Annotated in this window: 20 protein-coding genes; 9 read left to right on the top strand and 11 right to left on the bottom strand. The window is 71.2% G+C overall.

Translation table 11 applies throughout. The annotated features are described in order from the left end of the window. Positions 1-35: 35 nt before the first annotated feature. A complete protein-coding gene (locus BCL76_RS33270) occupies positions 36-410 on the top strand; it encodes a winged helix-turn-helix transcriptional regulator (RefSeq protein WP_109783077.1) in 375 nt (124 codons plus the stop codon). Positions 411-680: 270 nt separating this feature from the next. Continuing rightward, positions 681-2,195: an SDR family NAD(P)-dependent oxidoreductase gene (locus BCL76_RS33265; protein WP_109783076.1), complete on the top strand. Its 1,515-nt coding sequence runs from the start codon at positions 681-683 to the stop codon at positions 2,193-2,195. Here BCL76_RS33265 and BCL76_RS33260 read toward each other — a convergent pair. Beyond that, positions 2,167-4,662: a SpoIIE family protein phosphatase gene (locus BCL76_RS33260; protein WP_109783075.1), complete on the bottom strand. Its 2,496-nt coding sequence runs from the start codon at positions 4,660-4,662 to the stop codon at positions 2,167-2,169. The two genes, BCL76_RS33265 and BCL76_RS33260, sit on opposite strands and share 29 nt — an antisense overlap. A gap of 277 nt (positions 4,663-4,939) precedes the next feature. Here BCL76_RS33260 and BCL76_RS33255 point away from each other — a divergent pair, with 277 nt between their 5' ends. Then, positions 4,940-5,248 (top strand): hypothetical protein, encoded by a 309-nt coding sequence (locus tag BCL76_RS33255; RefSeq protein WP_109783074.1) that lies wholly within the window; start codon positions 4,940-4,942, stop codon positions 5,246-5,248. 138 nt (positions 5,249-5,386) lie between these two features. Here BCL76_RS33255 and BCL76_RS33250 read toward each other — a convergent pair whose 3' ends face one another. From BCL76_RS33250 to BCL76_RS33230, 5 genes are all read right to left on the bottom strand, one after another. Continuing rightward, positions 5,387-6,037, bottom strand: coding sequence for a fasciclin domain-containing protein (locus BCL76_RS33250; RefSeq protein ID WP_109783073.1), 651 nt, complete (start codon positions 6,035-6,037; stop codon positions 5,387-5,389). Positions 6,038-6,127: 90 nt separating this feature from the next. Further along, positions 6,128-7,729 carry a molybdopterin-dependent oxidoreductase gene (locus BCL76_RS33245; RefSeq protein WP_109783072.1) on the bottom strand — a complete coding sequence of 534 codons (1,602 nt, stop codon included), beginning with the start codon at positions 7,727-7,729 and terminating at the stop codon, positions 6,128-6,130. Between the two features lie 143 nt (positions 7,730-7,872). Continuing rightward, positions 7,873-8,112: a chaplin gene (locus BCL76_RS33240; protein ID WP_030760401.1), complete on the bottom strand. Its 240-nt coding sequence runs from the start codon at positions 8,110-8,112 to the stop codon at positions 7,873-7,875. Positions 8,113-8,300: 188 nt separating this feature from the next. Then, complete coding sequence (locus BCL76_RS33235; protein ID WP_258310050.1) at positions 8,301-8,849, bottom strand: hypothetical protein; 549 nt, start codon at positions 8,847-8,849, stop codon at positions 8,301-8,303. Then, positions 8,846-10,168, bottom strand: coding sequence for a molybdopterin-dependent oxidoreductase (locus tag BCL76_RS33230; protein WP_109783071.1), 1,323 nt, complete (start codon positions 10,166-10,168; stop codon positions 8,846-8,848). The genes BCL76_RS33235 and BCL76_RS33230 overlap by 4 nt, the downstream gene beginning before the upstream one ends. A gap of 180 nt (positions 10,169-10,348) precedes the next feature. Between BCL76_RS33230 and BCL76_RS33225 the strand changes: the two genes are divergently transcribed. After that, entirely contained in the window at positions 10,349-12,061 is a 1,713-nt protein-coding gene (locus BCL76_RS33225) for a SpoIIE family protein phosphatase (protein WP_181382840.1), read from the top strand. 316 nt (positions 12,062-12,377) lie between these two features. Here the strand turns inward: BCL76_RS33225 and BCL76_RS33220 are convergent, their stop codons facing one another. Next, positions 12,378-12,821, bottom strand: coding sequence for a hypothetical protein (locus tag BCL76_RS33220; protein WP_181382839.1), 444 nt, complete (start codon positions 12,819-12,821; stop codon positions 12,378-12,380). Between the two features lie 205 nt (positions 12,822-13,026). Here BCL76_RS33220 and BCL76_RS33215 point away from each other — a divergent pair, with 205 nt between their 5' ends. Next, positions 13,027-13,392 carry a PRC domain containing protein gene (locus BCL76_RS33215; RefSeq protein WP_109783069.1) on the top strand — a complete coding sequence of 122 codons (366 nt, stop codon included), beginning with the start codon at positions 13,027-13,029 and terminating at the stop codon, positions 13,390-13,392. A gap of 105 nt (positions 13,393-13,497) precedes the next feature. On the opposite strand, the gene BCL76_RS33210 is transcribed toward BCL76_RS33215, so the two are convergent. After that, entirely contained in the window at positions 13,498-13,686 is a 189-nt protein-coding gene (locus BCL76_RS33210; RefSeq protein WP_109783068.1) for a hypothetical protein, read from the bottom strand. Between the two features lie 254 nt (positions 13,687-13,940). On the opposite strand from BCL76_RS33210, the gene BCL76_RS33205 reads away from it, so the two are divergent. Further along, the gene (locus tag BCL76_RS33205; RefSeq protein WP_109783067.1) at positions 13,941-14,309 is read left to right on the top strand and encodes a PRC-barrel domain-containing protein; all 369 of its coding nucleotides are present in this window, start codon (positions 13,941-13,943) and stop codon (positions 14,307-14,309) included. A 102-nt stretch (positions 14,310-14,411) separates the two neighbouring features. Here BCL76_RS33205 and BCL76_RS33200 read toward each other — a convergent pair whose 3' ends face one another. Beyond that, positions 14,412-15,395: a magnesium and cobalt transport protein CorA gene (locus BCL76_RS33200; protein ID WP_258310049.1), complete on the bottom strand. Its 984-nt coding sequence runs from the start codon at positions 15,393-15,395 to the stop codon at positions 14,412-14,414. Positions 15,396-15,590: 195 nt separating this feature from the next. Between BCL76_RS33200 and BCL76_RS33195 the strand changes: the two genes are divergently transcribed. Next, positions 15,591-15,869 carry a GlsB/YeaQ/YmgE family stress response membrane protein gene (locus BCL76_RS33195; RefSeq protein WP_109783065.1) on the top strand — a complete coding sequence of 93 codons (279 nt, stop codon included), beginning with the start codon at positions 15,591-15,593 and terminating at the stop codon, positions 15,867-15,869. A gap of 108 nt (positions 15,870-15,977) precedes the next feature. Here BCL76_RS33195 and BCL76_RS33190 read toward each other — a convergent pair whose 3' ends face one another. Together BCL76_RS33190 and BCL76_RS33185 are read right to left on the bottom strand one after the other, a co-directional pair. Next, a complete protein-coding gene (locus BCL76_RS33190) occupies positions 15,978-16,457 on the bottom strand; it encodes an MSMEG_6728 family protein (RefSeq protein ID WP_109783064.1) in 480 nt (159 codons plus the stop codon). Positions 16,458-16,566: 109 nt separating this feature from the next. After that, positions 16,567-17,340 carry a response regulator gene (locus BCL76_RS33185; RefSeq protein WP_109783063.1) on the bottom strand — a complete coding sequence of 258 codons (774 nt, stop codon included), beginning with the start codon at positions 17,338-17,340 and terminating at the stop codon, positions 16,567-16,569. A 114-nt stretch (positions 17,341-17,454) separates the two neighbouring features. Here BCL76_RS33185 and BCL76_RS33180 point away from each other — a divergent pair, with 114 nt between their 5' ends. Together BCL76_RS33180 and BCL76_RS33175 are read left to right on the top strand one after the other, a co-directional pair. Beyond that, on the top strand, positions 17,455-19,062 hold the full coding sequence (locus BCL76_RS33180) for a sensor histidine kinase (protein ID WP_109783062.1): 1,608 nt from the start codon (positions 17,455-17,457) through the stop codon (positions 19,060-19,062). After that, positions 19,059-20,258, top strand: a complete 1,200-nt coding sequence (locus BCL76_RS33175) for a PP2C family protein-serine/threonine phosphatase (RefSeq protein WP_109783061.1) — start codon at positions 19,059-19,061, stop codon at positions 20,256-20,258. The genes BCL76_RS33180 and BCL76_RS33175 overlap by 4 nt, the downstream gene beginning before the upstream one ends. Positions 20,259-20,278: the final 20 nt, after the last annotated feature.

Raw genomic sequence — 20,278 nt, 5'->3', positions numbered from 1 at the left:
TTCCGTAAGGACATACCCAGAGGTAAGCTCCTGACATGGGGGAAGGCGCGCAGTTGAAACGGGTCGGGACGAGCCGGGGCCGTGAGGTGTTTCACACCGACTGCCCCGCGCGTGACGTGGTCGACCACGTGACCAGCAGGTGGGGTGTCTGGGTTCTGATCTCCTTGCGGAGCGATGACCTTCGGTTCTACGAACTGCGCGACAGCATCCAGGGCATCAGCGAGAAGATGCTCGCCCAGACCCTGCGCGCGTTGGTCCAGGACGGCCTGGTCCGGCGGGAGGTGGAGCCGACGACGCCGCCTCAGGTCACCTACGGGTTGACCGACTTCGGGCAGGACATCAGCGAGCCCCTGACGGACCTGTTCGACCGGATCACCGAGCGGCTGCCGCCGCGCGGTGACACACCATGACGACAGGTGCCGGTCGGGGAACTGCTCGCCGGGGTGGGAGCGGGGCGGGGCCGAAAATGACGTCCGATCTTCTGGCCGACGACCTACTCTGATCATCACCTCGGACGCAGCACCCGTGCTGCGCGTCCGCCGTGAGCGCCTCTTCCTCGTGCCCACCTGCGCGCGGCGACCCTTCGTTCCACGTGGCCCGGTCCGCCACGCGCACCGAACGCCGCCCGGAGGACGAGAGGGTCGCGCACGACCCCATCACACCTCCTCATGAGGCACCCCATGGACAGCGAGCGCATTCAGAACTGCCTGGACCTGATCCGCCAGGCACGGCAGCTACCCGTGGACGATGCTCGGCGCAGCCTGCTGGAACAGGCGGCCGGTGAACTCGTCCGCGACGGCCGGCTTCGACGCCGTGCCGAGGCACGCGCGGCACGGCGCGCGGCCGACGCGAAGCTGCTCGCCGCCACCGCGATGGGCGCCACCGACCGGGTCATGGACGCCGCGCTGCCCACCCGGACCGAGCAGGAGCCGGCCCTGACGGTCGGCGGCTACGTTCAGCTGCGCCCCGGACCGTCCACCACGCGCCTGCTGCAGGACCGTACGCCGGACGATGACGGGCGATCACGGCAGCTGAACCGCCCCCAACGCTGCTATGTCTGCAAGAACCACTACCGGCAGGTCCACGCCTTCTACCACGTGCTGTGTCCCGCGTGCGCCGAGGAGAATCTCGCGCACCGCACGGCTCGCACCGACCTCACCGGTCGTCGTGCCCTGCTGACCGGCGGGCGCGTCAAGATCGGCCACCAGGTCGGGCTGATGCTCCTTCGGGACGGCGCCGAGCTCACCGTGACCAGTCGCTTCCCGCAGGACACGGTGCGCCGGTTCGCGGCGGCCCCGGACGCCGCAACGTGGTGGCACCGGCTGCGGATCGCCGCCCTGGACCTGCGCGATCCCCGGCAGGTTCTCGCCTTCACGGACCAGATGCTCTCCGAGGGGCTACCGCTGGACGTCCTGATCAACAACGCGGCCCAGACCCTACGCCGCTCTCCCCAGGCCTACTCCGCGCTGGCCGCCGCCGAACCCACGCCTACGCCCACCCCCGTCTCGCTCACCGCGCCGCGGATATGGACCGCGCCAGGATTCTCCGTACCCGGTCCACGCACCACACCGCTGCCGTGGACGGCGGAACTCGCCCCACGATCGGGATCTCCCGACGCCCTCGACGGTGTCGGGCACACGGCCGACACGGCGGTGGCCGTCCCGGTGCCGCAGGGGGCCGTCGACGAGGCGGGTCTGCTGCCCGAGACCGCGGCGACCAACTCATGGACGCTACGCCTGGGACAGGTCGACCCGACCGAGCTGCTGGAGGTGCAGTTGGTCAATGCCATCGCGCCGTTCCTGCTCGCCGACCGTCTGCTGCCTCTTCTCGAAGCCTCCCCGCACCCCCACCGATATCTCGTCAACGTCTCAGCGGTGGAAGGCCAGTTCACCGTGCGCAACAAGAGCGGCGACCACCCGCACACCAACATGGCCAAAGCGGCCCTGAACATGCTCACCCGCACCAGCGCGGCCGACCTGGCCACCCGGGGCATCCACACCTGCAGCGTGGACACCGGCTGGGTCACCGACGAGAAGCCCTTCCCCGCCCGGGAGCGGCACGCCGCCACCGGCTGGCGCCCGCCGCTGGACGTCGTGGACGGCGCCGCCCGCGTCTACCACCCCGTCGTGCAAGGGCAGGCCGGGGCGCCCGTCCACGGCGTCCTCCTCAAGGACTATCGGCAGGTCCCCTGGTGATCGTCACGTCCGCGGCGGCGGATTGCTCCTCCGCCGCCGGGGGCAGGAGGAACTCCGTCCAGACGGTCTTGCCGTCCCGGGTGTAGCGGGTACCCCATCGCTCGGTGAGCTGGGCCACCAGGAAGAGACCGCGCCCGCCCTCGTCGGTGGTGCGCGCCCGTCGTAGATGGGGAGCGGTGCTGCTCCGGTCGGAGACCTCGCAGATCAGACCGCGGTCGCGGATGATGCGCAGGGTGACCGGCCCGCCGCCCCCGTACCGGTAGGCGTTGGTGACCAGTTCGCTGACGACCAGTTCGGCGGTGAACGCCACCTCCTCCAGGCCCCACCCGCTCAGCGTGGCCTGCGTCAGGTGCCGCGCCCGGGCGGCGGCGGTCGGTTCCGCGGCCAGTTCCCAGGAGGCGACCTGCTCCGGCGCCAACACGCGGGTGCGGGCGAGGAGCAGCGCGACGTCGTCCCGTGGGTGATCCGGCAGGAGGGCGTTCTGCACCGCCGTGCAGGTCTCCTCCAGCGAGCGGCCGGGCCGGGAGAGGGCCTCCCGTAGCCGCTCCAGTCCCTCGTCGAGATCGTGGCCACGGGCCTCCACCAGGCCGTTCGTGTACAGCGCCAGCAGGCTTCCCTCGGCGAGTTCCAGTTCGGCGGACTCGAACGGGAGTCCCCCGAGCCCCAGCGGCGGACCTTGGGGAAGGTCGAGGAGGCTCACCGCTCCGTCGGAGGTCACCACGGCGGGCGGCAGGTGGCCCGCTCGGGCCAGGGTGCAGCGTCGGGAGGTGGGATCGTAGACCGCGTAGAGGCACGTCGCCCCGACGATCTGCCGGCCCTGTGCGTGTCCGTCGGCGGGCTCCTGCTCGTCCGCCAGGCGGTTGACCAGGTCGTCCAGGTGGGAGAGGACCTCGTCCGGGGCGTAGTCGAGGCCGGCCAGCGTGTGTACGGCGGTGCGCAGCCGGCCCATGGTGGCCGCGGCGTGCAGGCCGTGACCGACGACATCGCCGACGACGAGGGCGACACGGGCTCCCGACAGGGGGATGACGTCGAACCAGTCGCCGCCGACGCCCGTGGCGGGATCGGCCGGCAGATAGCGGTGCGCGACATCGACGGCGCTGTGTCGGGGCAACTCCCGCGGCAGCAGGCTGCGTTGCAAGGTCAACGCGGCCTGATGCTGCTGGGTGTAACGGCGGGCGTTGTCGATGCACAGGGCGGCGCGCGAAGCGAACTCCTCCGCGAGCGTGAGGTCGTCCTCCTCGAACGGCTCGGGCCGCTCGGCCCGCCACAGGCTGAGGAGGCCGAGGAGCAGACCGCGGGCCGTCAGCGGTACGACGATCATCGAGTGGGCGCCCAGCCCGAAGGCGCGCCGCGTGCGCTCGGGATCCTGGAAGTACCAGCCGGGGCTGCTCAGCAGCACCGGTTCGAGGATGGGCTGCTGCTCGGCGAGGCACCTGGCCTGCGGGGTGCGAGGGTCGAAGTGGAAGACCTCGCCGGTGGGGTGCATCACCCGCAGCGCCTCCGGCACGACCGAGTGGACGGCCATCCGGCGGACCGGTCCACTCGTCCCCTCGGAGGTCTCCTCGCCGCGGGCCACCGTCTCCAGCAGATCAACCGAGACGGCGTCGGCGAGGTCGGGGACGGCCACGTCGGCCAGCTCCCAGGTGGTCCGGCCGAGGTCGAGCGTGGTCCCGATGCGGGCGCTCGTCCGGTTGAGCAGGGCGAGCCGGCGCCGGGCGCGGTAGCGGTCGGTGACGTCCTCGACCAATTGGGTGACGCCGAGGATGTCGCCGGTGGGGTCCTCGATCCGGAACGCCGACACGGACACCACCCGCTCGCGGCCGGGGTCGCTCCTGGTGCGACAGGGCTGCTCGGTGAAGATCAGGGGGTCGCCCGTCTCCAGTACGCCTCGCAGCCGGGTCTCGATGGGCTCCACGTCCGGGCCGAAGAGGAAGTCGCCGATGCGTCGGCCTCGCATCTGCGCCGTGGGAAGTTGTGCGAAGCGGGCCAGCGCCCGGTTGACCCGCAGGATGCTCAGGTCCGGGGCGTGGACGGCCAGACCGATCGGGGAGCGCCGGAACAGACCGTCCAGGACCGACCGGTCCGTCTCCCATCGGAGCACCTCCTCCGCGGGGGCGACGACGAGGAACCACTCCCGGGCCGCGTCGGCGCGGATGACGGCGCGGGCACGGAAGCCCAGCTCCACCCGCCGGCCGCTACGGTGCCGCACGGCCAGGACCCCGGACCGGCCCCCGTCGCGCGCACACGCGGCCGCGGCGGCCAGGACCGTCTCACGATCGCACGGATCGAACAACAATTCGAGCGCGGTGCGGCCCAGCACCTCTTCGGGCGGGTAGCCGAGGTGCTCCCGCGCGCGCTCGCTCCAGCCGACGATCTCTCCGTGGTCGTCCACCACCGCCGAGACCGAGTTGTGCAGCGCGAACGGGTCCTCCGGCACCTCGCCCGATCCCGGCGCTGGTGCGTCCATCGTTGCCACCCTTCGAACCGACCGAACGGACCGCACGGCGGACATTCCTCGCAACGACTACCCAGGGTGATGCGGGACCAGGGCTGAGCAGTCGGCCTCCCTTCAGTATCGCCGCGTCCCCGCACCTCGGCAGAGGGTCGTCCGCCGGCTGCGGTGCGACGGGCCCGGCGGGCGGGCGGTGCCGGACGGTCCGACCTGTCCGCCCCGAGGGATTCGAAGCGCCACCTCGGGGCATCCGTAACGAGTCCCGGCCTTTACCGACCGACAGGAGGCAGCCGTGACCACCTATGTGATCACCGTGCCCGGCACGTTCCTGAGGGACGTCGACGACGCAGCACGCTCCGAGCTGGAGAGGAGGCTGACTCCGCACCACACCGACCTGAGCGAGACCCAGGACGTGGAGCTCCTGACAGTCCACGAGGGCGGGACCTTCTCCGTCCGGCTCGAAGTCGAGGCCCCCGACCGGGCCACGGCCGAGGACGACGCCGTCCGCCTGGTGGCCGGCGCCCTCGAAGAGCTGGGGGTCGGGGCGCAGGACGCACCGCTGGGACCTCCGGCGGTCACGGGCGTCGACGCCGAGTTCTAGGCCCCCGGCGCCTGGCCCGCATCGGGCCGATCGCCCTCGACCGGAGCCGAGTCGAGCCCCGCACGACGGCCGGGCCGGTCACCTGCGAGGTGACCGGCCCGGCCGTCGTGCGGTCCTGCGGGTGCCCTGCCCGTACGGCTACTTGGGCATCAGGACGGTGTCGACGATGTAGACGGTGGCGTTGGCGGTGGGGACGTTGCCGCAGACCACGGTGGAGCTGTCGTTGACCTTGTAGGTCTCTCCGGAGCCGGCCGTGGCGATCCTGCCCTTCTCCAAGGTTTCGAAGGAGCCGTTCTCCAGCTGCTTCGGGGTGAGCTTCTGACCGACGACGTGGTACGTGAGGATCTTGGTGAGCGTGGCCTTGTCGGCGAGGACCTTGTCCAGGTCGGCCTTCGGGATCTTGGCGAAGGCGTCATTGGTCGGGGCGAACACGGTGATGTTCGAGGCGTTGTTCAGGGTGTCGACCAGGCCGGCCTGCTTGACGGCCGCGACGAGGGTCGAGAGGGCCGGGTTGTTCGACGCGGCCGTGGCCACCGGGTCCTTGGCCATGCCGTCGAAGGAGCCCGCCCCCTCCTTGGGCACGCCCGCGCAGGCGGTGCCGAACGGCTTGTCCATGGCCGTCGCGGGCGTGGACGAGGCCGTTGCCGGGTCGGATCCGTCCGCGCTCGCCGAGGCGGCGGGGGCGGCGTCCGAGGACTTGCCGTCCTCGGAGCAGGCGGTCAGCGCGAAGGGCAGCACGGCCGCGGTGGCGACGGCGAGGGCGGTGCGACGGAAACGAAGAGCGTTCATGATTTTCTCCATGGCGAATCGCGGTGTGTCGGGAAAGCGGGAATCAGGAATCAGGAAGGGCGAGAGGGGACTTGGGGCCGCGTAGGTGGATCAGGTGGCGGTGACGAAGACGCTGTGCCACCCGGCGGCTCCGTCCGGGATGGTCCGGGCGCGCTGCTCGGTCTGCACCTGGCCGGTGCCATCGGTCGCGCGCACGGTGAGGTTGTGACCTCCGGGTGTGGCTCTCCAGAGGAAGGACCACTGGCGCCACGTGTCGGTGGTGGCCTGCTCGGCGAGCTCGGCCTCCTGCCAGGGGCCGTCGTCCACACGGACCTCGACCCGCTGGATGCCGCGGTGTTGGGCCCATGCCACCCCGGCGACCGTCACGGTGCCCGCGGCGGTCCGGGCGAACGGCTTGGGGGTGTCGATGCGGGCCTGGGTCTTGATCGGGGCCCTGCGGGCCCAGGCGCGCTCGACCCAGTACGGGTCGTAGGAGTCGAAGGTGGTCAGCTCGATGTCCTGGATCCACTTGCAGGCGGATACGTAGCCGTACAGTCCCGGCACGACCATCCGGACGGGGAACCCGTGGGCGAACGGCAGCGGTTCACCGTTCATGCCCACGGCGAGCAGCGCGTCGCGGCCGTCCATGACGTCCTCGACGGGTGAGCCCAAGGTCATGCCGTCGACGGACCGGGCCACCAGTTGGTCCGCCCGGCCGCCCCGGGACGGGGGCTTGACCCCCGCCTCTTCGAGCAGGTCGGCGAGGCGCACGCCGAGCCACCGGGCGCTGCCGACATATGGGCCTCCCACTTCGTTGGACACGCAGGTCAAGGTGATGTCGCGTTCGATCAGAGGTCGCCCGAGCAGCTCCTGGAAGGTGTAGGTGCGGGGGCGGGTGACCCCCTTGCCGTGGATCCGCAACTGCCAGGTGGCAGCATCCACTTCGGGCACCACGAGCGCGGTGTCCACCCGGTAGAAGTCCTTGTCGGGCGTGGTGAAGGCGCTGATACCGGGGACACGGAGCACCGCGCGGGGCGGGATGTCCGCGGCCGGGGACGCGGGAGCGGGAAGTCTGACGGCCGCCCGGGAGGCGAGCGCCCCTTGGCCGGCGCGACCGGTCAGGGTCCGGCCGAGCACCGCGGCTCCGGTGGCGGCGACGGCCGTGACACCGGCGCCGATCAGGAAGCCGCGCCGGTTCCAGCGGCCCTGGCCCACGGCGGGCTCGCCCTCACCCTGCCCGGTCGCCGGGGCGGCGACGGTCAGGTGTCCGACGAGTACGTGAAGGACGGCCGCTCCGGCCAGGGCTCCGATCAACGAAGGCAGTACGTCGCCCACTCCGGCCGAGTCGGGCCTGGTGAGGGCCGCCGCCGCGCCGACCGCACCGAAGGCGACCACACCGGCCGCTCCCGTACGCCGGTGCCGCAGGGCGAACAGGCCCAGCAGGGCGGCCAGCGCCCCGATGACCGCCAGGATCCCGAGCTGGAGCACCGACTTGTCGTTCTCGCCGAAGGTTCGGATCGCGTAGTCCTTCAGCCACGCGGGGGTCCGGTCGATGGCGGCTCCGCCGACCACGGTGACCGGCCGGGCCTGCGGCCGCACGAGGGAGGCGACCAGCTCGCCCACGGCCAGGGCCGTGTACCCGGCGAGCAGCCCGCTCGTCGCGGCGAGTGCGCCACGTTCGACGGTCCTTCGGTTGATCCTCACGCAGGCCATTCGGCACGCCCGCCGAACCGGATGGGTCATGTCATCCGATCAAGTGAAGATCGGTTGCCGTGCTGACGTGGGAGTCCTGTCAGCACGGCCCGAAGGCCGGTCCTCCGCCGACAAGCGAGGACCGGCCTTCGGGTCGGTGCGGGTCAGGCGTTGACGCAGGTGTTGCCGAAGGACGGGTTGAGCAGCCCGATGACGCTGACGGTGTTCCCGCACGCGTTGACCGGAATGTGGATCGGGACCTGGATCAGGTTGCCCGACAGCACACCCGGCGACCCGATGGCAGCGCCCTGGGCCCCGGCGTCCGCCGAAGCCATCGACGCACCGCCGACCACGACGGCCCCGGCGGCCAGGACGAGGGCTGCGTTCTTCAGAACACGTGACATGGCGAGATCTCCTTGATCGGTACGCGGCTCCCCCGGTGCGGAGGTGCCGTGCGGCCCGGTGACCGGCCCGCACGCCCCATTCGTCGTCGGGCCGGGTCCCGGCTTGGCCTCCCGAGCGGTGTTCCCCCGAAGGGATGACCTCTGCCGCCGTTCGGCCGCACGGCCGGCGCCGAAGATGGACTGCCGGGCTAAGGCGTGTCGTTCGCGGCGTCGCGTGCTCGCCGCTGACGTCGTACCGCTCGCCGCTGCTGTCGAGCCGCCCGTCGGCGTGGCCCCGACGCCCGCCACCAGCGGATCAGGAGGGTCGCCGCCGAGGCGGCGAAGAGGGCGGCGGTGATCAGCAGCCAGCGCCCCAGGAAGACATCGGCCGGAAGTGCGGTGGCCGCCGTGTAGTGGTCGACCCGGCGCAGGACGAGCGGCCACCAGACCAGCAGCAGAAGGCCCGAGACGAAGGCCGGTACCCGCACGTAGTTGACGCTCGGCCTCGGCGCCCCCTGCCCCGGGTCCGCCCTCCCCTCGAACAGGAACTGCGCGGCCCGGTCGGTCAGCGAGTACAGGGGCAGCAGTACGAGATCGTGGAGCAGTGCCGCCCCGACGAACCACAGGGCCACGCCCATGGTGTCGCCCCGCAGCAGTCGTACACCGGCGTAGGCGGCGAGGGCGAAGGAGGCCAGTACGAGGACCAGGTGGAGCGGGGAGGCTCCGTAACGCCGTCGGAACGCCGGCGCGCCGCTCACGTCGCCTCTCCGAAGGTGACGCGGGTGACCCACTTGGTGTTGTGGACGCCGGGCGCGCCGGGGACGATCACGCGGGCCGGGTAGCCGTGGTCGGGCGAGAGGACCGCCCCGTTGACGCGTACGGCCAGCAGCGAGCGGTGGTCACGCACCTGGTTGTCCCGCAGGACGACCGAACTGAACGACCCGCCCCGCTGCACCGATTCCACCAGGGCCTGCGGGGTGTCCGTACCCCGTCCGACGAGGGCGGCCAGGTCGGTGAGCCGTACGCCGCTCCACAGTTGGTCGGGGGTCGACCAGCCCTCCACGCACGCGATGGGCAGGGCCGCCTCGTGCTGTTCCATGGCCAGCAACTCGGCGCGGGTGAGGACGACCTGGCGGCCCGACCCTCGTACGGTCAGCCGCCAGGCGGGGCCGACATCGCTCGGCCGGATACCGACGGATGCCGCGGTCTTGTTGATCTGGAAGCCGTTCGGCCCGGAGCCGGGGTCCTGGCCGTGCGGGGCGAGCAACGCCGTCCGGCGCCACCAGCCGCCCACGCTCTGCCCGGCCGTCACCACGAGCAGCGCCAGGGAGCCGAACCCGACCAGGCCCAGGGCGCCGCGGCGGGAGATGGTCGGCGGCGCCGGCCGGGGCGACACCAGCCCGGCAGCCTCTTGCGTACCGGCCTGCGGCTGCGCCGGCCCGGCTCGTACGGCGCGCAGTGCGCGCGGCAGTCGGAAGGCCACGTGCACGACGAAGGCTCCGATGAACACCCATGCCCCGTAGAAGTGCAGGACGTAGAAGGAGCCCGGGAAGATGTAGTGCAGCTGCACGTTGAGGATGCCGGTGACGAACTCGAAGCCGGCGCCGCCCACCAGCAGGAGCAGGGACAGACGCTCGATGCCGTGGCTGACGGAGCGCACGGGTGGCCATTCGAACAGCTTGGGGATGACCGACCACAGCTTCGCCAGCAGCACCGGCACGAGCACGATGCCCAGAACCACGTGCACGCCCTGTGTGAGCCGGTAGAGCCAGTACGGCGAGGTCGGCCAGGAGAACAGATAGAAGCCGAGCCACCCCTTGTCCGGCGTCTGGTCATTGATCCGCGCCAGGTCCGGGTTGTACGCGGCGTACGACAGCAGGCCGGTGACGAACAGCAGCGTGATCCCGACCAGCAGGACGAGCCCGAACACGGCGGTCAGCCACGGCCCCCGCAGCGGACTGCGCCAGAACTCCGGCCGCGTCGGCCCCGGCGGCGGCCCGGGAGACGGCCCCGGCGGCGGCCCGGGAGGCTCAGTCCGCTCGCCCTCAGTCGCGCCCACCGGGACACCTCCGCACATACAGGCTGTGAACGGACACACTCCGCTGAGGAGAACATGCCGTACCCCGAGGCCGACCGCTCCTGTGACACGCCCTGCCGATCCGTAGCGCGTGGGCTCGTCAGGAAGGCCCGCAACGGGTGCACGACGATAAAATGGGGGTGCTCCCGGGCCCAGGCGGGTCCCGGAAAGGAGGGGGTCTTGAACCGGTTCGCCCGGCTGGCCGCACGTCTGCTGGCCGCACCCCAGGGGCTCGTGTGGCTGGTGCCGTCCGGGGCCGGGGAGTCCGCGGGCGCGGCTCCCGAGTGCTGGCCGGCCGAGGCTCCCGTCGCACCGGACGTTCTGGAGTGCTGCCGGCGCGTGGCGGAACTCGGACGGCCGCTGTTCCTCGGGCACGCGGGGAGCGAACCCGGGTTCGCCTTCGCCGGCGTTCCGCTCGCGGGCAGCTCCGGAGAGCTGCTGGGCCTCCTGGCCGTGGTGGACCACGAGGCTCGCTCGTGGAACGCGGACGAGGTACGGGACCTGTCGGACCTCGCCGCCGCCTGCAGTGCCCAGATCCGGATGCGCGAGCGCACCGAGAGCGTACGCCGGTCCCAGGTGGCGGCGCAGGAGGCGGCCGAGGCGGCCGAGGGAGCGGCCGCGCGCATGCACACCCTGTTGGACCGTTCCCAGCTGCTGCTGCGGGCCGCCGAGGACCTGGCCGACACCAGCGGCCTCGACGACGTACGCCGTCGGGTCTCCGACCTGGTCAGCGGCGACCTCGAGCCTTCCTACATCGGCCTGGTCCTGTTGAGCCGAGGGGCGCTGCACCGCATCGCGGACCCGATCGGCAGTGCCCAGCCCTTCGAGACGGTCCCCGAGTCGTACGCCCTCGACTCGAACTGGCCGAGCGCGCGGGCCGTCCGCGAGAACCGAGTGGTCGTGGTGGACGACCGGTCCGAGATCACCTCCGGCTACGGTCCGGAGGCCGTCGCCGGATTCGACTCCTTGGGCCTGCGCACCGCCGTCTGCCTACCCCTGCGCGGCACGCGCGGCGTCCTCGGCACGCTCGTCCTGGGGTGGGCCGACCCGTACGCCATCGACACGGCCGCACGGGCCGTACTGACCACGCTCGCCGGTTACACCGCGCAGGCCGTCGAACGCGCCCTCCACCTCGACGACCGCGTCGGCGTCGCGCGCCAGCTCCAGGAGGCGATGCTCACCGACCTCCCCTCCGTGCCGGGCCTGGAACTGGCGGCCCTGTACCGGCCTGCCGCGCGGGACGACATGGTCGGGGGCGACTGGTACGACGCCTACCCCCTGCCCGGCGCCGACGGCACGGGCGACATGGGCGCCCTGGCCGTCACCGTGGGCGACATCACCGGCCACGACACGCGGGCGGCCTCGTTGATGGGGCAGGTGCGGAGCATGCTGCGGCAGGCGGACCACGACCACCCGGGAGAGGGCCCGGAGAAGGCTCTCAGCGCCCTGGAGCTGTCCTGCCGGCGCCTGGACCTCCCGGCGAGCGGCACCGTCCTCCATGTCCATCTCCGGCCCGCGCCCGGCGGCCGATGGCACATGAAGTGGAGCAACGCAGGCCATATGCCCCCGCTCCTCGCCACCCCCGACGGCGCGGTCGACCATCTGGCACCGCACGACCTGCTGCTGCATCCGGCGCTGCCCTGCGGCCCGCGCACGTGCGACAGCCGCGTCCTGGACCCGGGGAGCACGCTGCTGCTGTACACCGACGGACTCGTCGAGCAGCGGGGCCGTGACATCGAGGAGAACATCGACCGCCTCGTCCGTCGACTCGCCACCGCGACGTCGCAGGAGCTGCCGCTGGAGACGCTGCTGCGGTCCCTCCTGGACACGGTGGGGACGACCGAGCCCGAGGACGACACGGTCCTGCTGGCCTTGCGCATTCCAGCCGTCTGATGTGACGGCGCCGCCAAAACGCAGGGCGTTCGCGTTCATCGCGCGGCGCGCCCGGGTGCGGAGCCCCGGCCGCATGATGGCGGGGGGGGATGCCATCACGCGGCTCGGGCCCGCTCGGGAGTCCGCGCCGCTCACCGTCGCGGACTCCCGTCGAACCGCTTATGGCCCGTCCCCGGCGTCGTAAACGGTCGGAGCGCACGCTTACTGAATCCGAAGGCCGATCGCCACCGTGTTGCGGGTGAGCGAGAGGTCGGTGGAGCGATGGCGTCGGCAGTGGTACGAACAGGGTCAGCGGCATTGCTTCGACTGGTGAGCTTTACCACGCAGGACGCCGGTCCTGGCGCGACGTAAAGATCCAGCTTGGATTGGTGCTCGCTGCCGTCTCCGGCCGCCACAGCAGGCCCGGCTCGGGTGGGAACTCATCCGTGTCCGGCGCGGCAGTATAGAAACGCCTGTGGCCGGGGAGCGGAACCTCCGTCAGGACGCCCTCCCTCATCATCCACAGCCCGAAGCAGTCGTCCTCCTCGTCGTGGATGAGCACCTGCACGCTCTCCGGGTGCGGCCATGCCAGGGACTCCAGATGCCGAAGCAACCCGGACCGGGGGCGCATCCGCTCGAACTCGATCACCCATCCACCAGCGAACAAGCCGAGCGCCTTGAAGCAGCCCTGCCAGCTGCGCGAGTCGTCCCACCGAGTCAGCGGTTCCATGACCTCGTCCGCATGCGGCGCCAACACGATGACCTGCGCGATTCTGCTCATGCCGCAGTATCGGCGCAGACCATGCGCCGGCAGCAAACGAATTCGGAGACGACCGACGAGGGGATTACGGCCTGGACAGGACGTCCGGGCTCCCGGGCGGGGCGTGAAGCACGGGCCGGCGGGCAGGCGCGTCCTCGAAGGGATCCTCCGTGCTCGGGGACGACGGGGCGGAGGTGCCAGCGTTGCGATCGAAGGAGTTGTTCCGATGACGGAGAACATCTGGGCCTACCGCGTCGATGTCGACTACCTGGCGGCCGATCTCACCGGATACCGGGTCGAGGCGCTCGACGGCAGCATCGGCAAGGTCGACAAGCACTCCGACGAAGTCACCGACGCCTATCTGGTCGTCGATACCGGTGTGTGGATCCTCGGCAAGGAGGTCCTGCTGCCGGCCGGCCTGGTGACCCGTATCGACCATACGGCGGCGGTGGTCCACGTGGACCGCTCCAAGGAACGGATCAAGGCCGCTCCGGAATTCCACCGGGGCGAGCACCTGGGAGACGCGGGCCATCGCGAGTCCCTGGTCACGCATTACCTCTCCGGCATGCCGTTCGGCGTCCCGCCCGCCTGACCGGATACCGGCCCGGCGCCGTCAGGGAGCTGACGACCTGACAGAGCCCGGCCGGGGTGACTACGGGCTCCGGCCGGGCTCTGCGTGTGTGGGGTGGTGCTCAGGTCACATGTCGTCGCGCAGGCCCTCTTCGCGCGGGAGGCCTTCCTCGCGACGACGCGTCTCCTCGCGGCCCGGCTGACGGGACGGCCGGCCGGGCTCGGAGTGTGCCGGGTTCTGGCCGGGACGCTGCGGACGCTGCTGCTCCTCGCGACCCTTGCCAGGCTCCTGACGCTTGTCCTGCATACCGCCCATGACGGCAACTCCTTAGTGAGGGGGAGGTAGGAATTCCTCCTCCATCAAGCTGACACATCTCGTCACATCTCGCACTATTTCGACTACGGAGAGCGACGTTCGTCTCGCGTCGGACGGGGTGTGTAAGGGAGGGGAAGCGGGGCAGGCGACGTCCGTGCGGCACGCAGGAACCGCCGCGCACGACGTACGGAACAAGGAGGACCGACGGTGAATCCCTTCTCCGTCGTCCCCCGTTGACCGAGGAGTTGTTACGCGTGACTGAACATGTGTGGAGCTACCGGCCGACCGCGGGCCACCTGGCCGGTACGGACCTGACCGGTTACAAGGTCGAGGCGACCGACGGGACCATCGGCAAGGTCGACAAGCACTCCGACGAGGTCGGTGACGCCTACCTGGTGGTCGACACCGGTGTGTGGATCTTCGGCAAGGAGGTCCTGCTGCCGGCCGACACGGTCGTCAGGATCGACCCGGAGGAGCGGAAGCTCTTCGTGGACCGCACGAAGGAACAGATCAAGGACGCACCCGAGTTCCACCGGGACAAGCATCTCGGGGATCCCGGTTACCGCTCGGAGCTGGGCACGTACTACGGCATCGGCGGCCCCTTCGGCGGCCCCCTCGCCTGATCGCGCCGCCTCGCATGACGTCGGTCCCGACACCCCGCCCGGGTGTCGGGACCGACGTCATGCGGGCCGATCAGGCCTGCGGCCGCTCCCGCGTCCGGCCTTCTAGAGCCAGCCGTTGCGACGGAAGGCGCGGTGGAGAAGGCCTGACGCCACCACCATGAGGCCGACGGCGAGTGGATAGCCGAAGCTCCAGCCGAGCTCCGGCATGTGCTCGAAGTTCATCCCGTACACGCCGGCGACCATGGTGGGGACCGCGAAGATGGCAGCCCAGGCGGAAATGCGCCGCATGTCGTCGTTCTGCCAGGTGCCCACCCGGGCCTGCTGGGCGTCGAGTACCGAGTTGAGCAGTTCGTCGAGCGTCCGCACCTCGGTGTCGGTGCGGTGCAGGTGGTCGGACACGTCGCGGAAGTAGGGCAGGACCTTTGCCGGACGCTCCTGCTCGGCCAGGCCGCTCAGCAGGCCGGGCAGGACGGGAACCAGCGGCTGGACGGCATCCCGGAACTCGCGGACCTCTCGTTTCAGGGAGTAGATGTCCTCGGTGTGGTCGACGCGGGAGGAGGAGAAGACGCGGTCCTCCAGCCCGTTGAGCGCGGCGCGCACCGTCTCGGCGGCCCCGCTGTAGGCGTCGACGACGACGTCCAGGACGGCGTGCAGAACCGAGAGGGGGCCGAAGCGCAGCATCGACGGGTCGGCATCCAGGCGTCGGGCCGCCTCGGCGACCGGATCCACCTCGCCATGACGGACGGTGAGGACATAGCGGGGCCCGACAAAGACCATCAACTCGCCGGTTTCCACCGCCGCTTCCTCTTCGACGTACCAGAGGGTCTTCAACGCGACGGCCAGGACGTCGCCGAAGCGCTCCCTCTTCGGTCGCTGGCGCGCCTGAACGGCGTCCTCGACCGCCAGGGGGTGCAGGCCCAACTCCGCGGCCAGCTGCACGAACTCCGCCTCGGTCGGATCGACCAGTCGCACCCAACCGAATTCGTCTTCGCCCAGCCCGCGCAACCGCTTCAGCACCAGTCGGCACGCCTCGTCGTCCAGGCCGCACTCGACCGTTTCCGATCGGCCCGACCGCTCTTCGTACACCACGCATTCCATACGCCGCGCCTGCGCCGAAACCCCGATTTCATGCGTCGCTCCGGGCCGGTCACGGCCGGGTCGGACCGGGCCGGACCGGGTCGACTCACCCGGCCCGTGCGGAACTGCCTACGTTTGGAATCGCGAGCAGCGCGCAGAAGCGCATTCGACACCGACCTTACGGCGCACGGCAGGAGACGCATCATGGGCATCATCGCTTGGATCCTCATCGGGCTGCTGGCCGGCCTCATCGCCAAGGCGATCATGCCGGGCAAGGACCCGGGCGGCCTCATCATCACCATGCTCATCGGCATCGCGGGAGGCCTGCTCGGCGGCTGGCTCGGCAAGGTCCTCTTCGGCGTCGACTCCATCGACGGCTTCTTCGACCTGTCCACCTGGATCGCCGCCATCGCCGGCTCCGTCATCCTCCTGGCCCTCTACCGCCTCGTCACCGGGAACCGGCACTCCCACCGACACGCCTGATCCCAGGACGGCGAGCCGCCGCTCCCCTGACGAACGGCTCCTCCCCACACCGTGTGGGGAGGAGCCGTTCGCATGCACGGGGTGCCGATGCCCGGGGCGGAGCGGCGCTCACGGCGCTTCGTCCGTCTCCCGGTCCGACCGGGGCCATACGTACGGGAGGTCGTCCGGCACACCCGGGAAGCGCTCCCGGTAGAACTCCGGGTCCTTGCGCACCAGCGCGGACCGATGGCTGCGGTGGAAGTCCGGTGCGCCCAGCCACGGCGGCAGGTCCCCGTCGGCCGCCAGCTGCGCCTGGGTCCGTGGGATGCCTCCGGGCTGCCATGTCCCGAGGTCCCGGACCAAGGTCGCGGCACAGGTATCGGCGCGTCCCTCGGCGGTCCACACCCCGCAGATCTCCAGTCCGTACCGGACGAGGGCCTCCTCGCACCCGGCCCACATCCGCACCGCCGGGTGCCTGCGCCATCCGTAGCCGGGAACGATCAGGCCACGCAGCACCTGCACGGCCTCGACCCGCTGCTTGCCGAGCCTGCGCGCGTCCAGGGCGGACGCCGAGGCGTCGAACGACGGGAACGGAAGGAACGTCTGCACGGGGCCTCCCTCGGGTGCGGCGGTGCGACCGTACTCGCGACTCGAGCGGCGGGGCACGGTGCGAGCCTCGGCCGCCGTCCGGGGGCACGTCCTCGGACCGGGGCCGGTGTCAGGCGCGGGGCGGGCGCGTCGCGGTGTCCAGGTAGAAGGCGTCGATGCTCCGGACGGCCTGCTCGAACTCCTCCAGGTTGACGGGCTTCGTCACGTAGGCGTTGGCGTGGCCGGCGTAGGCCCCGGCCACGTCGTCGGGGGCGGAGGACGTGGTGAGGACGACGACGGGGATCGTCTGCAGGTCGGCGTCGTTCTTCAGGATGCGGAGCAGGTCGCGGCCGTTCATGCGGGGCATGTTCAGGTCGAGCACGATGAGGTCGGGGCGCGGGCTCTCGGGGTTGCGCAGGTGTTCCAGGGCGGCGACACCGTCGGTGGCCTGGACGAGGTTGCGGGCTCCGCGCTCGGCGAGTGCCTCTTCGATGAGCATGGCGTCGGCCATGTCGTCCTCCACGAGCAGGACATCGAACGGGCGGGCGGGGGCGTTCATCGTCGGTTGCTCCGTGGGTGCTTCGTCGGTGTGGTTGAAGAGCCCCGGCCAACGGCGCCGGGCGCCCTGGCGGGTCATGCCGCATGCGCGGCCGATCTGGGGGTATCCGGCTCCGGCGCGCGCGGCATCGGCGGCCGCCTCGCGTTGCAGGCGTTCCGCGGCCTGTTGAAGGTGGTCCAGCAGGTGCAGGCGGGCCAACGCCGCCACGCGGTCGTCCGCCGTCGGGGTGGAGAGGTCCGTCTGCAGGTGGAGGGCCAGGCGGCGGGCGAGGTCGGCGACAGCCGCGTCGGCGACGGCGGCTGTCTCCTTCGAAGTGGTCCGCAGGTGGAAGTTGATGCCTGGCATACCCGCACCCTAGGCCCCCGCTCCGGCACACGACAACAAATGTTGTCCGCCGCCCTCTACAGTGTGCGCTGCGCCCTGTGTTCAAGGTGGCCGTTTCGGGAGGGGATTCAGGGGATGACCGGCATGATGCGGCCGTCGCGTGCGCGGCGGCCTTCCGCGTGGACGACCCGGCGGTGGCTCCGCGTGGGGGTCGCCGTATCGCTGGCGGTGCTGGCCGTGCTCGGGGTGACCGGGGCATGGGTGTTGGGGCGTACGGCGACGATCAGTGACGAGCTCGTGGACGTGCGGTCCCCCGCGTTGGCCACCTCGTTCCGTCTGGAATCGGCCGTCCTGAACCAGGAAACCGGTATTCGCGGCTACGGCCTCACCGGGACCCCCGACTTCCTGGGTCCCTACCGACGGGGGCTCACGGACGAGAAGACGTACGTCGCGCAGCTCACGCGACTCCTGGAGGGCGACGGCGACACCCACGCGCTCGACGACCTCAGGACCGTCCAGGAGGCGCTCTCCGCGTGGCAGGAGAGGATCGCCGGCCCCGTCGCCGCCTCACCACCCGGGGCGGCCTCCGTGCCGGCCACCGAACGGGCCGCGGAGGCCAAGGCGGCGTTCGACGACGTGCGGGCGGCCATGGTCGAGCAGCAGGAACGGTTGCGCGTGGAGCGGGAGCGGACACGGGCCGACCTCGCCGCCACCATGAGGCTGCGGAACTGGCTGTTCGCGGCGATCGCGGCGGTGATCGCCCTGCTGGCCGCCCTGGTGTTCGAAGGACTGCGCCGCGGCATCAACCGGCCGCTGGAGCAGCTCGCCGCGGACGCCCGTACCGTCGCCGGCGGCGACTTCGACCACCCCATCGCCTCGGCCGGTCCGGCCGACCTGCGGCGGCTGAGCGGCGAGATCGACTTCATGCGCCGCCGGCTCGTACGCGAACTGGCCTTCAGCGAGGAGGCCAGGCGGCGCCTGGACGCGCAGACGACCGACCTGCAACGTTCCAACGCCGAGCTGGAGCAGTTCGCGTACGTGGCCTCCCACGACCTGCAGGAGCCGCTGCGCAAGGTGTCCAGCTTCACGCAGCTCCTGCAACGGCGCTACGGAGGGCAGCTCGACGCCAAGGCCGACCAGTACATCGCCATCGCGGTCGACGGCGCCAACCGTATGCAGACCCTCATCAACGACCTGCTCGAATTCTCCCGGGTGGGCCGTGTCCACCACGATCCCGTACAGGTCGACCTCGGCCTCGTCATGGAACGGACCGTGTCCGAACTGAGCGTCGGGATCGAGGAGGCTGGCGCGACGATCACGCACGATCCGCTGCCGTCGCTCGTCGCCGACCCCACCCAGATGGGCATGCTCTGGCAGAACCTGATCGGCAACGCGGTCAAGTTCCGCCGCCCGGACCGTGCGCCGGTCATCCACGTCACTGCCGCCCGGGAAGGGGAGTTGTGGCGGTTCACGGTGACCGACAACGGCATCGGCATCGGCCCCGAGTACGCCGACAAGGTATTCGTGATCTTCCAGCGGCTGCACACCAAGGACGTCTATCCCGGCAGCGGCATCGGCCTGGCGATGTGCAAGAAGATCGTCGAGTTCCACGGCGGCGCCATCGCCGTCGACCCGGAGTACCGGGACGGGACGCGCATCAGCTTCACCCTCGCTCCCGAACCGCCCCCCGAACCGTCCGCCATCGCCGAAGCTACCCGGGCCACCACGGAGCCGACGCCATGACCGCGACCCTCCCCCACGTCGGCGGCATCGCCGCCGACGAACCGGTCTACCGCATCCTCCTCATAGAGGACGACGACGCCGACGCCCTGCTCGTCGAGGAGCTCCTCCACGACACCGAGCTGCGTTTCGAGCTCACCACGTGCGCGTCGCTGGCCGAAGCCCGCTCGGAACTCACGGCCCGCGACGTCGACTGCATCCTCCTCGACCTCCACCTGCCCGACGTGTCGGGCACCGATGCGGTCACCGCCGTCCGCGCCATGACCGCGCACACCGCCGTGATCGTCCTGACCGGCCTGTCCGAGAAGCAGGCGGGCTCCGAGGCGATGGCCGCCGGCGCCCAGGACTACCTCGTCAAGGGCAAGGTCGAAGCCGAACTGCTGCGCCGCACGGTCCGCTACGCCGTCTACCGGAGCCACTCCGAGCGCGCGGCGGCCGAGGCCCAGTCGGCCCGCCAGCGTGCGGAGGAGAACGCCCGGCTGGAACGCGGGCTGCTGCCGCCGCCCCTCCTCGACACCTCCACCGTCACGGTGACCACCCGCTACCTGCCCGGCGCCGAACAGGCCCTGCTCGGGGGCGACTTCCTCGACGTGGTCGAGGACGACGACGGGCTGCTGCACGCCGTCGTGGGTGACGTCAGCGGACACGGTGCCGACGCCGCCGCCCTCGGCGTCTGCCTGCGCATCGCCTGGCGTTCGCTCGTCCTGGCCGGACACCACGGCACCGAACTGCTGCGTCTCATGGAACGCCTGCTGCTGGCGGAGCGAGGCACCCAGCCGCTGTTCGCCACGTGCACGCTGCTCACCCTCGACCAGCAGGCCGCCACCGCCACCCTCTACCTGGCGGGCCACCACGCACCGCTGCTCACCACCTCGGAGAAGACCCTGGAGGTGAGCGCCGGGCACGGCGTCGCGCTCGGCATCGTCCCCGGCCGCCACGACTGGCCCGCCACGGTCGTCCCCCTCCCGGCCAGCGGAGCGCTCACCCTGTACACCGACGGCCTCACCGAGGGACACAACGGTGACGCCGGCGGCCGGCTCGGCATCGAGGGGCTCCTCCCCCTGATCGACACCACACCGTCCGGGGACCCCGCCGCGCACCTGGACAGCCTCATCCGGCGGACCAGAGCGCTCAACGCCGGCAGACACACCGACGACCTCGCCGTACTCCGCCTCGGCTGGGACTTCCACCCGGGCTGAACCGCGGGGTGCCGGCTCAG

Origin of the sequence: Streptomyces sp. CG 926, from assembly GCF_003148825.1 — a bacterium.
Classification (GTDB): Bacteria; Actinomycetota; Actinomycetes; order Streptomycetales; family Streptomycetaceae; genus Streptomyces.
Note: the sequence above shows the minus strand (reverse complement) of the source record. Positions and strands in the feature narration are given on the sequence as shown.

What these genes read in the sequence shown, in the direction of transcription:
- BCL76_RS33220 (WP_181382839.1), bottom strand. Translation starts at nt 12,821, where the DNA reads ATGAGCAGAATCGCGCAGGTCATCGTGTTGGCGCCGCATGCGGACGAG.
- BCL76_RS33245 (WP_109783072.1), bottom strand. Translation starts at nt 7,729, where the DNA reads ATGGCCTGCGTGAGGATCAACCGAAGGACCGTCGAACGTGGCGCACTC.
- BCL76_RS33265 (WP_109783076.1), top strand. Translation starts at nt 681, where the DNA reads ATGGACAGCGAGCGCATTCAGAACTGCCTGGACCTGATCCGCCAGGCA.
- BCL76_RS33240 (WP_030760401.1), bottom strand. Translation starts at nt 8,112, where the DNA reads ATGTCACGTGTTCTGAAGAACGCAGCCCTCGTCCTGGCCGCCGGGGCC.
- BCL76_RS33180 (WP_109783062.1), top strand. Translation starts at nt 17,455, where the DNA reads ATGACCGGCATGATGCGGCCGTCGCGTGCGCGGCGGCCTTCCGCGTGG.
- BCL76_RS33185 (WP_109783063.1), bottom strand. Translation starts at nt 17,340, where the DNA reads ATGCCAGGCATCAACTTCCACCTGCGGACCACTTCGAAGGAGACAGCC.
- BCL76_RS33260 (WP_109783075.1), bottom strand. Translation starts at nt 4,662, where the DNA reads ATGGACGCACCAGCGCCGGGATCGGGCGAGGTGCCGGAGGACCCGTTC.
- BCL76_RS33215 (WP_109783069.1), top strand. Translation starts at nt 13,027, where the DNA reads ATGACGGAGAACATCTGGGCCTACCGCGTCGATGTCGACTACCTGGCG.
- BCL76_RS33195 (WP_109783065.1), top strand. Translation starts at nt 15,591, where the DNA reads ATGGGCATCATCGCTTGGATCCTCATCGGGCTGCTGGCCGGCCTCATC.
- BCL76_RS33175 (WP_109783061.1), top strand. Translation starts at nt 19,059, where the DNA reads ATGACCGCGACCCTCCCCCACGTCGGCGGCATCGCCGCCGACGAACCG.
- BCL76_RS33270 (WP_109783077.1), top strand. Translation starts at nt 36, where the DNA reads ATGGGGGAAGGCGCGCAGTTGAAACGGGTCGGGACGAGCCGGGGCCGT.
- BCL76_RS33250 (WP_109783073.1), bottom strand. Translation starts at nt 6,037, where the DNA reads ATGAACGCTCTTCGTTTCCGTCGCACCGCCCTCGCCGTCGCCACCGCG.
- BCL76_RS33230 (WP_109783071.1), bottom strand. Translation starts at nt 10,168, where the DNA reads ATGTGCGGAGGTGTCCCGGTGGGCGCGACTGAGGGCGAGCGGACTGAG.
- BCL76_RS33210 (WP_109783068.1), bottom strand. Translation starts at nt 13,686, where the DNA reads ATGGGCGGTATGCAGGACAAGCGTCAGGAGCCTGGCAAGGGTCGCGAG.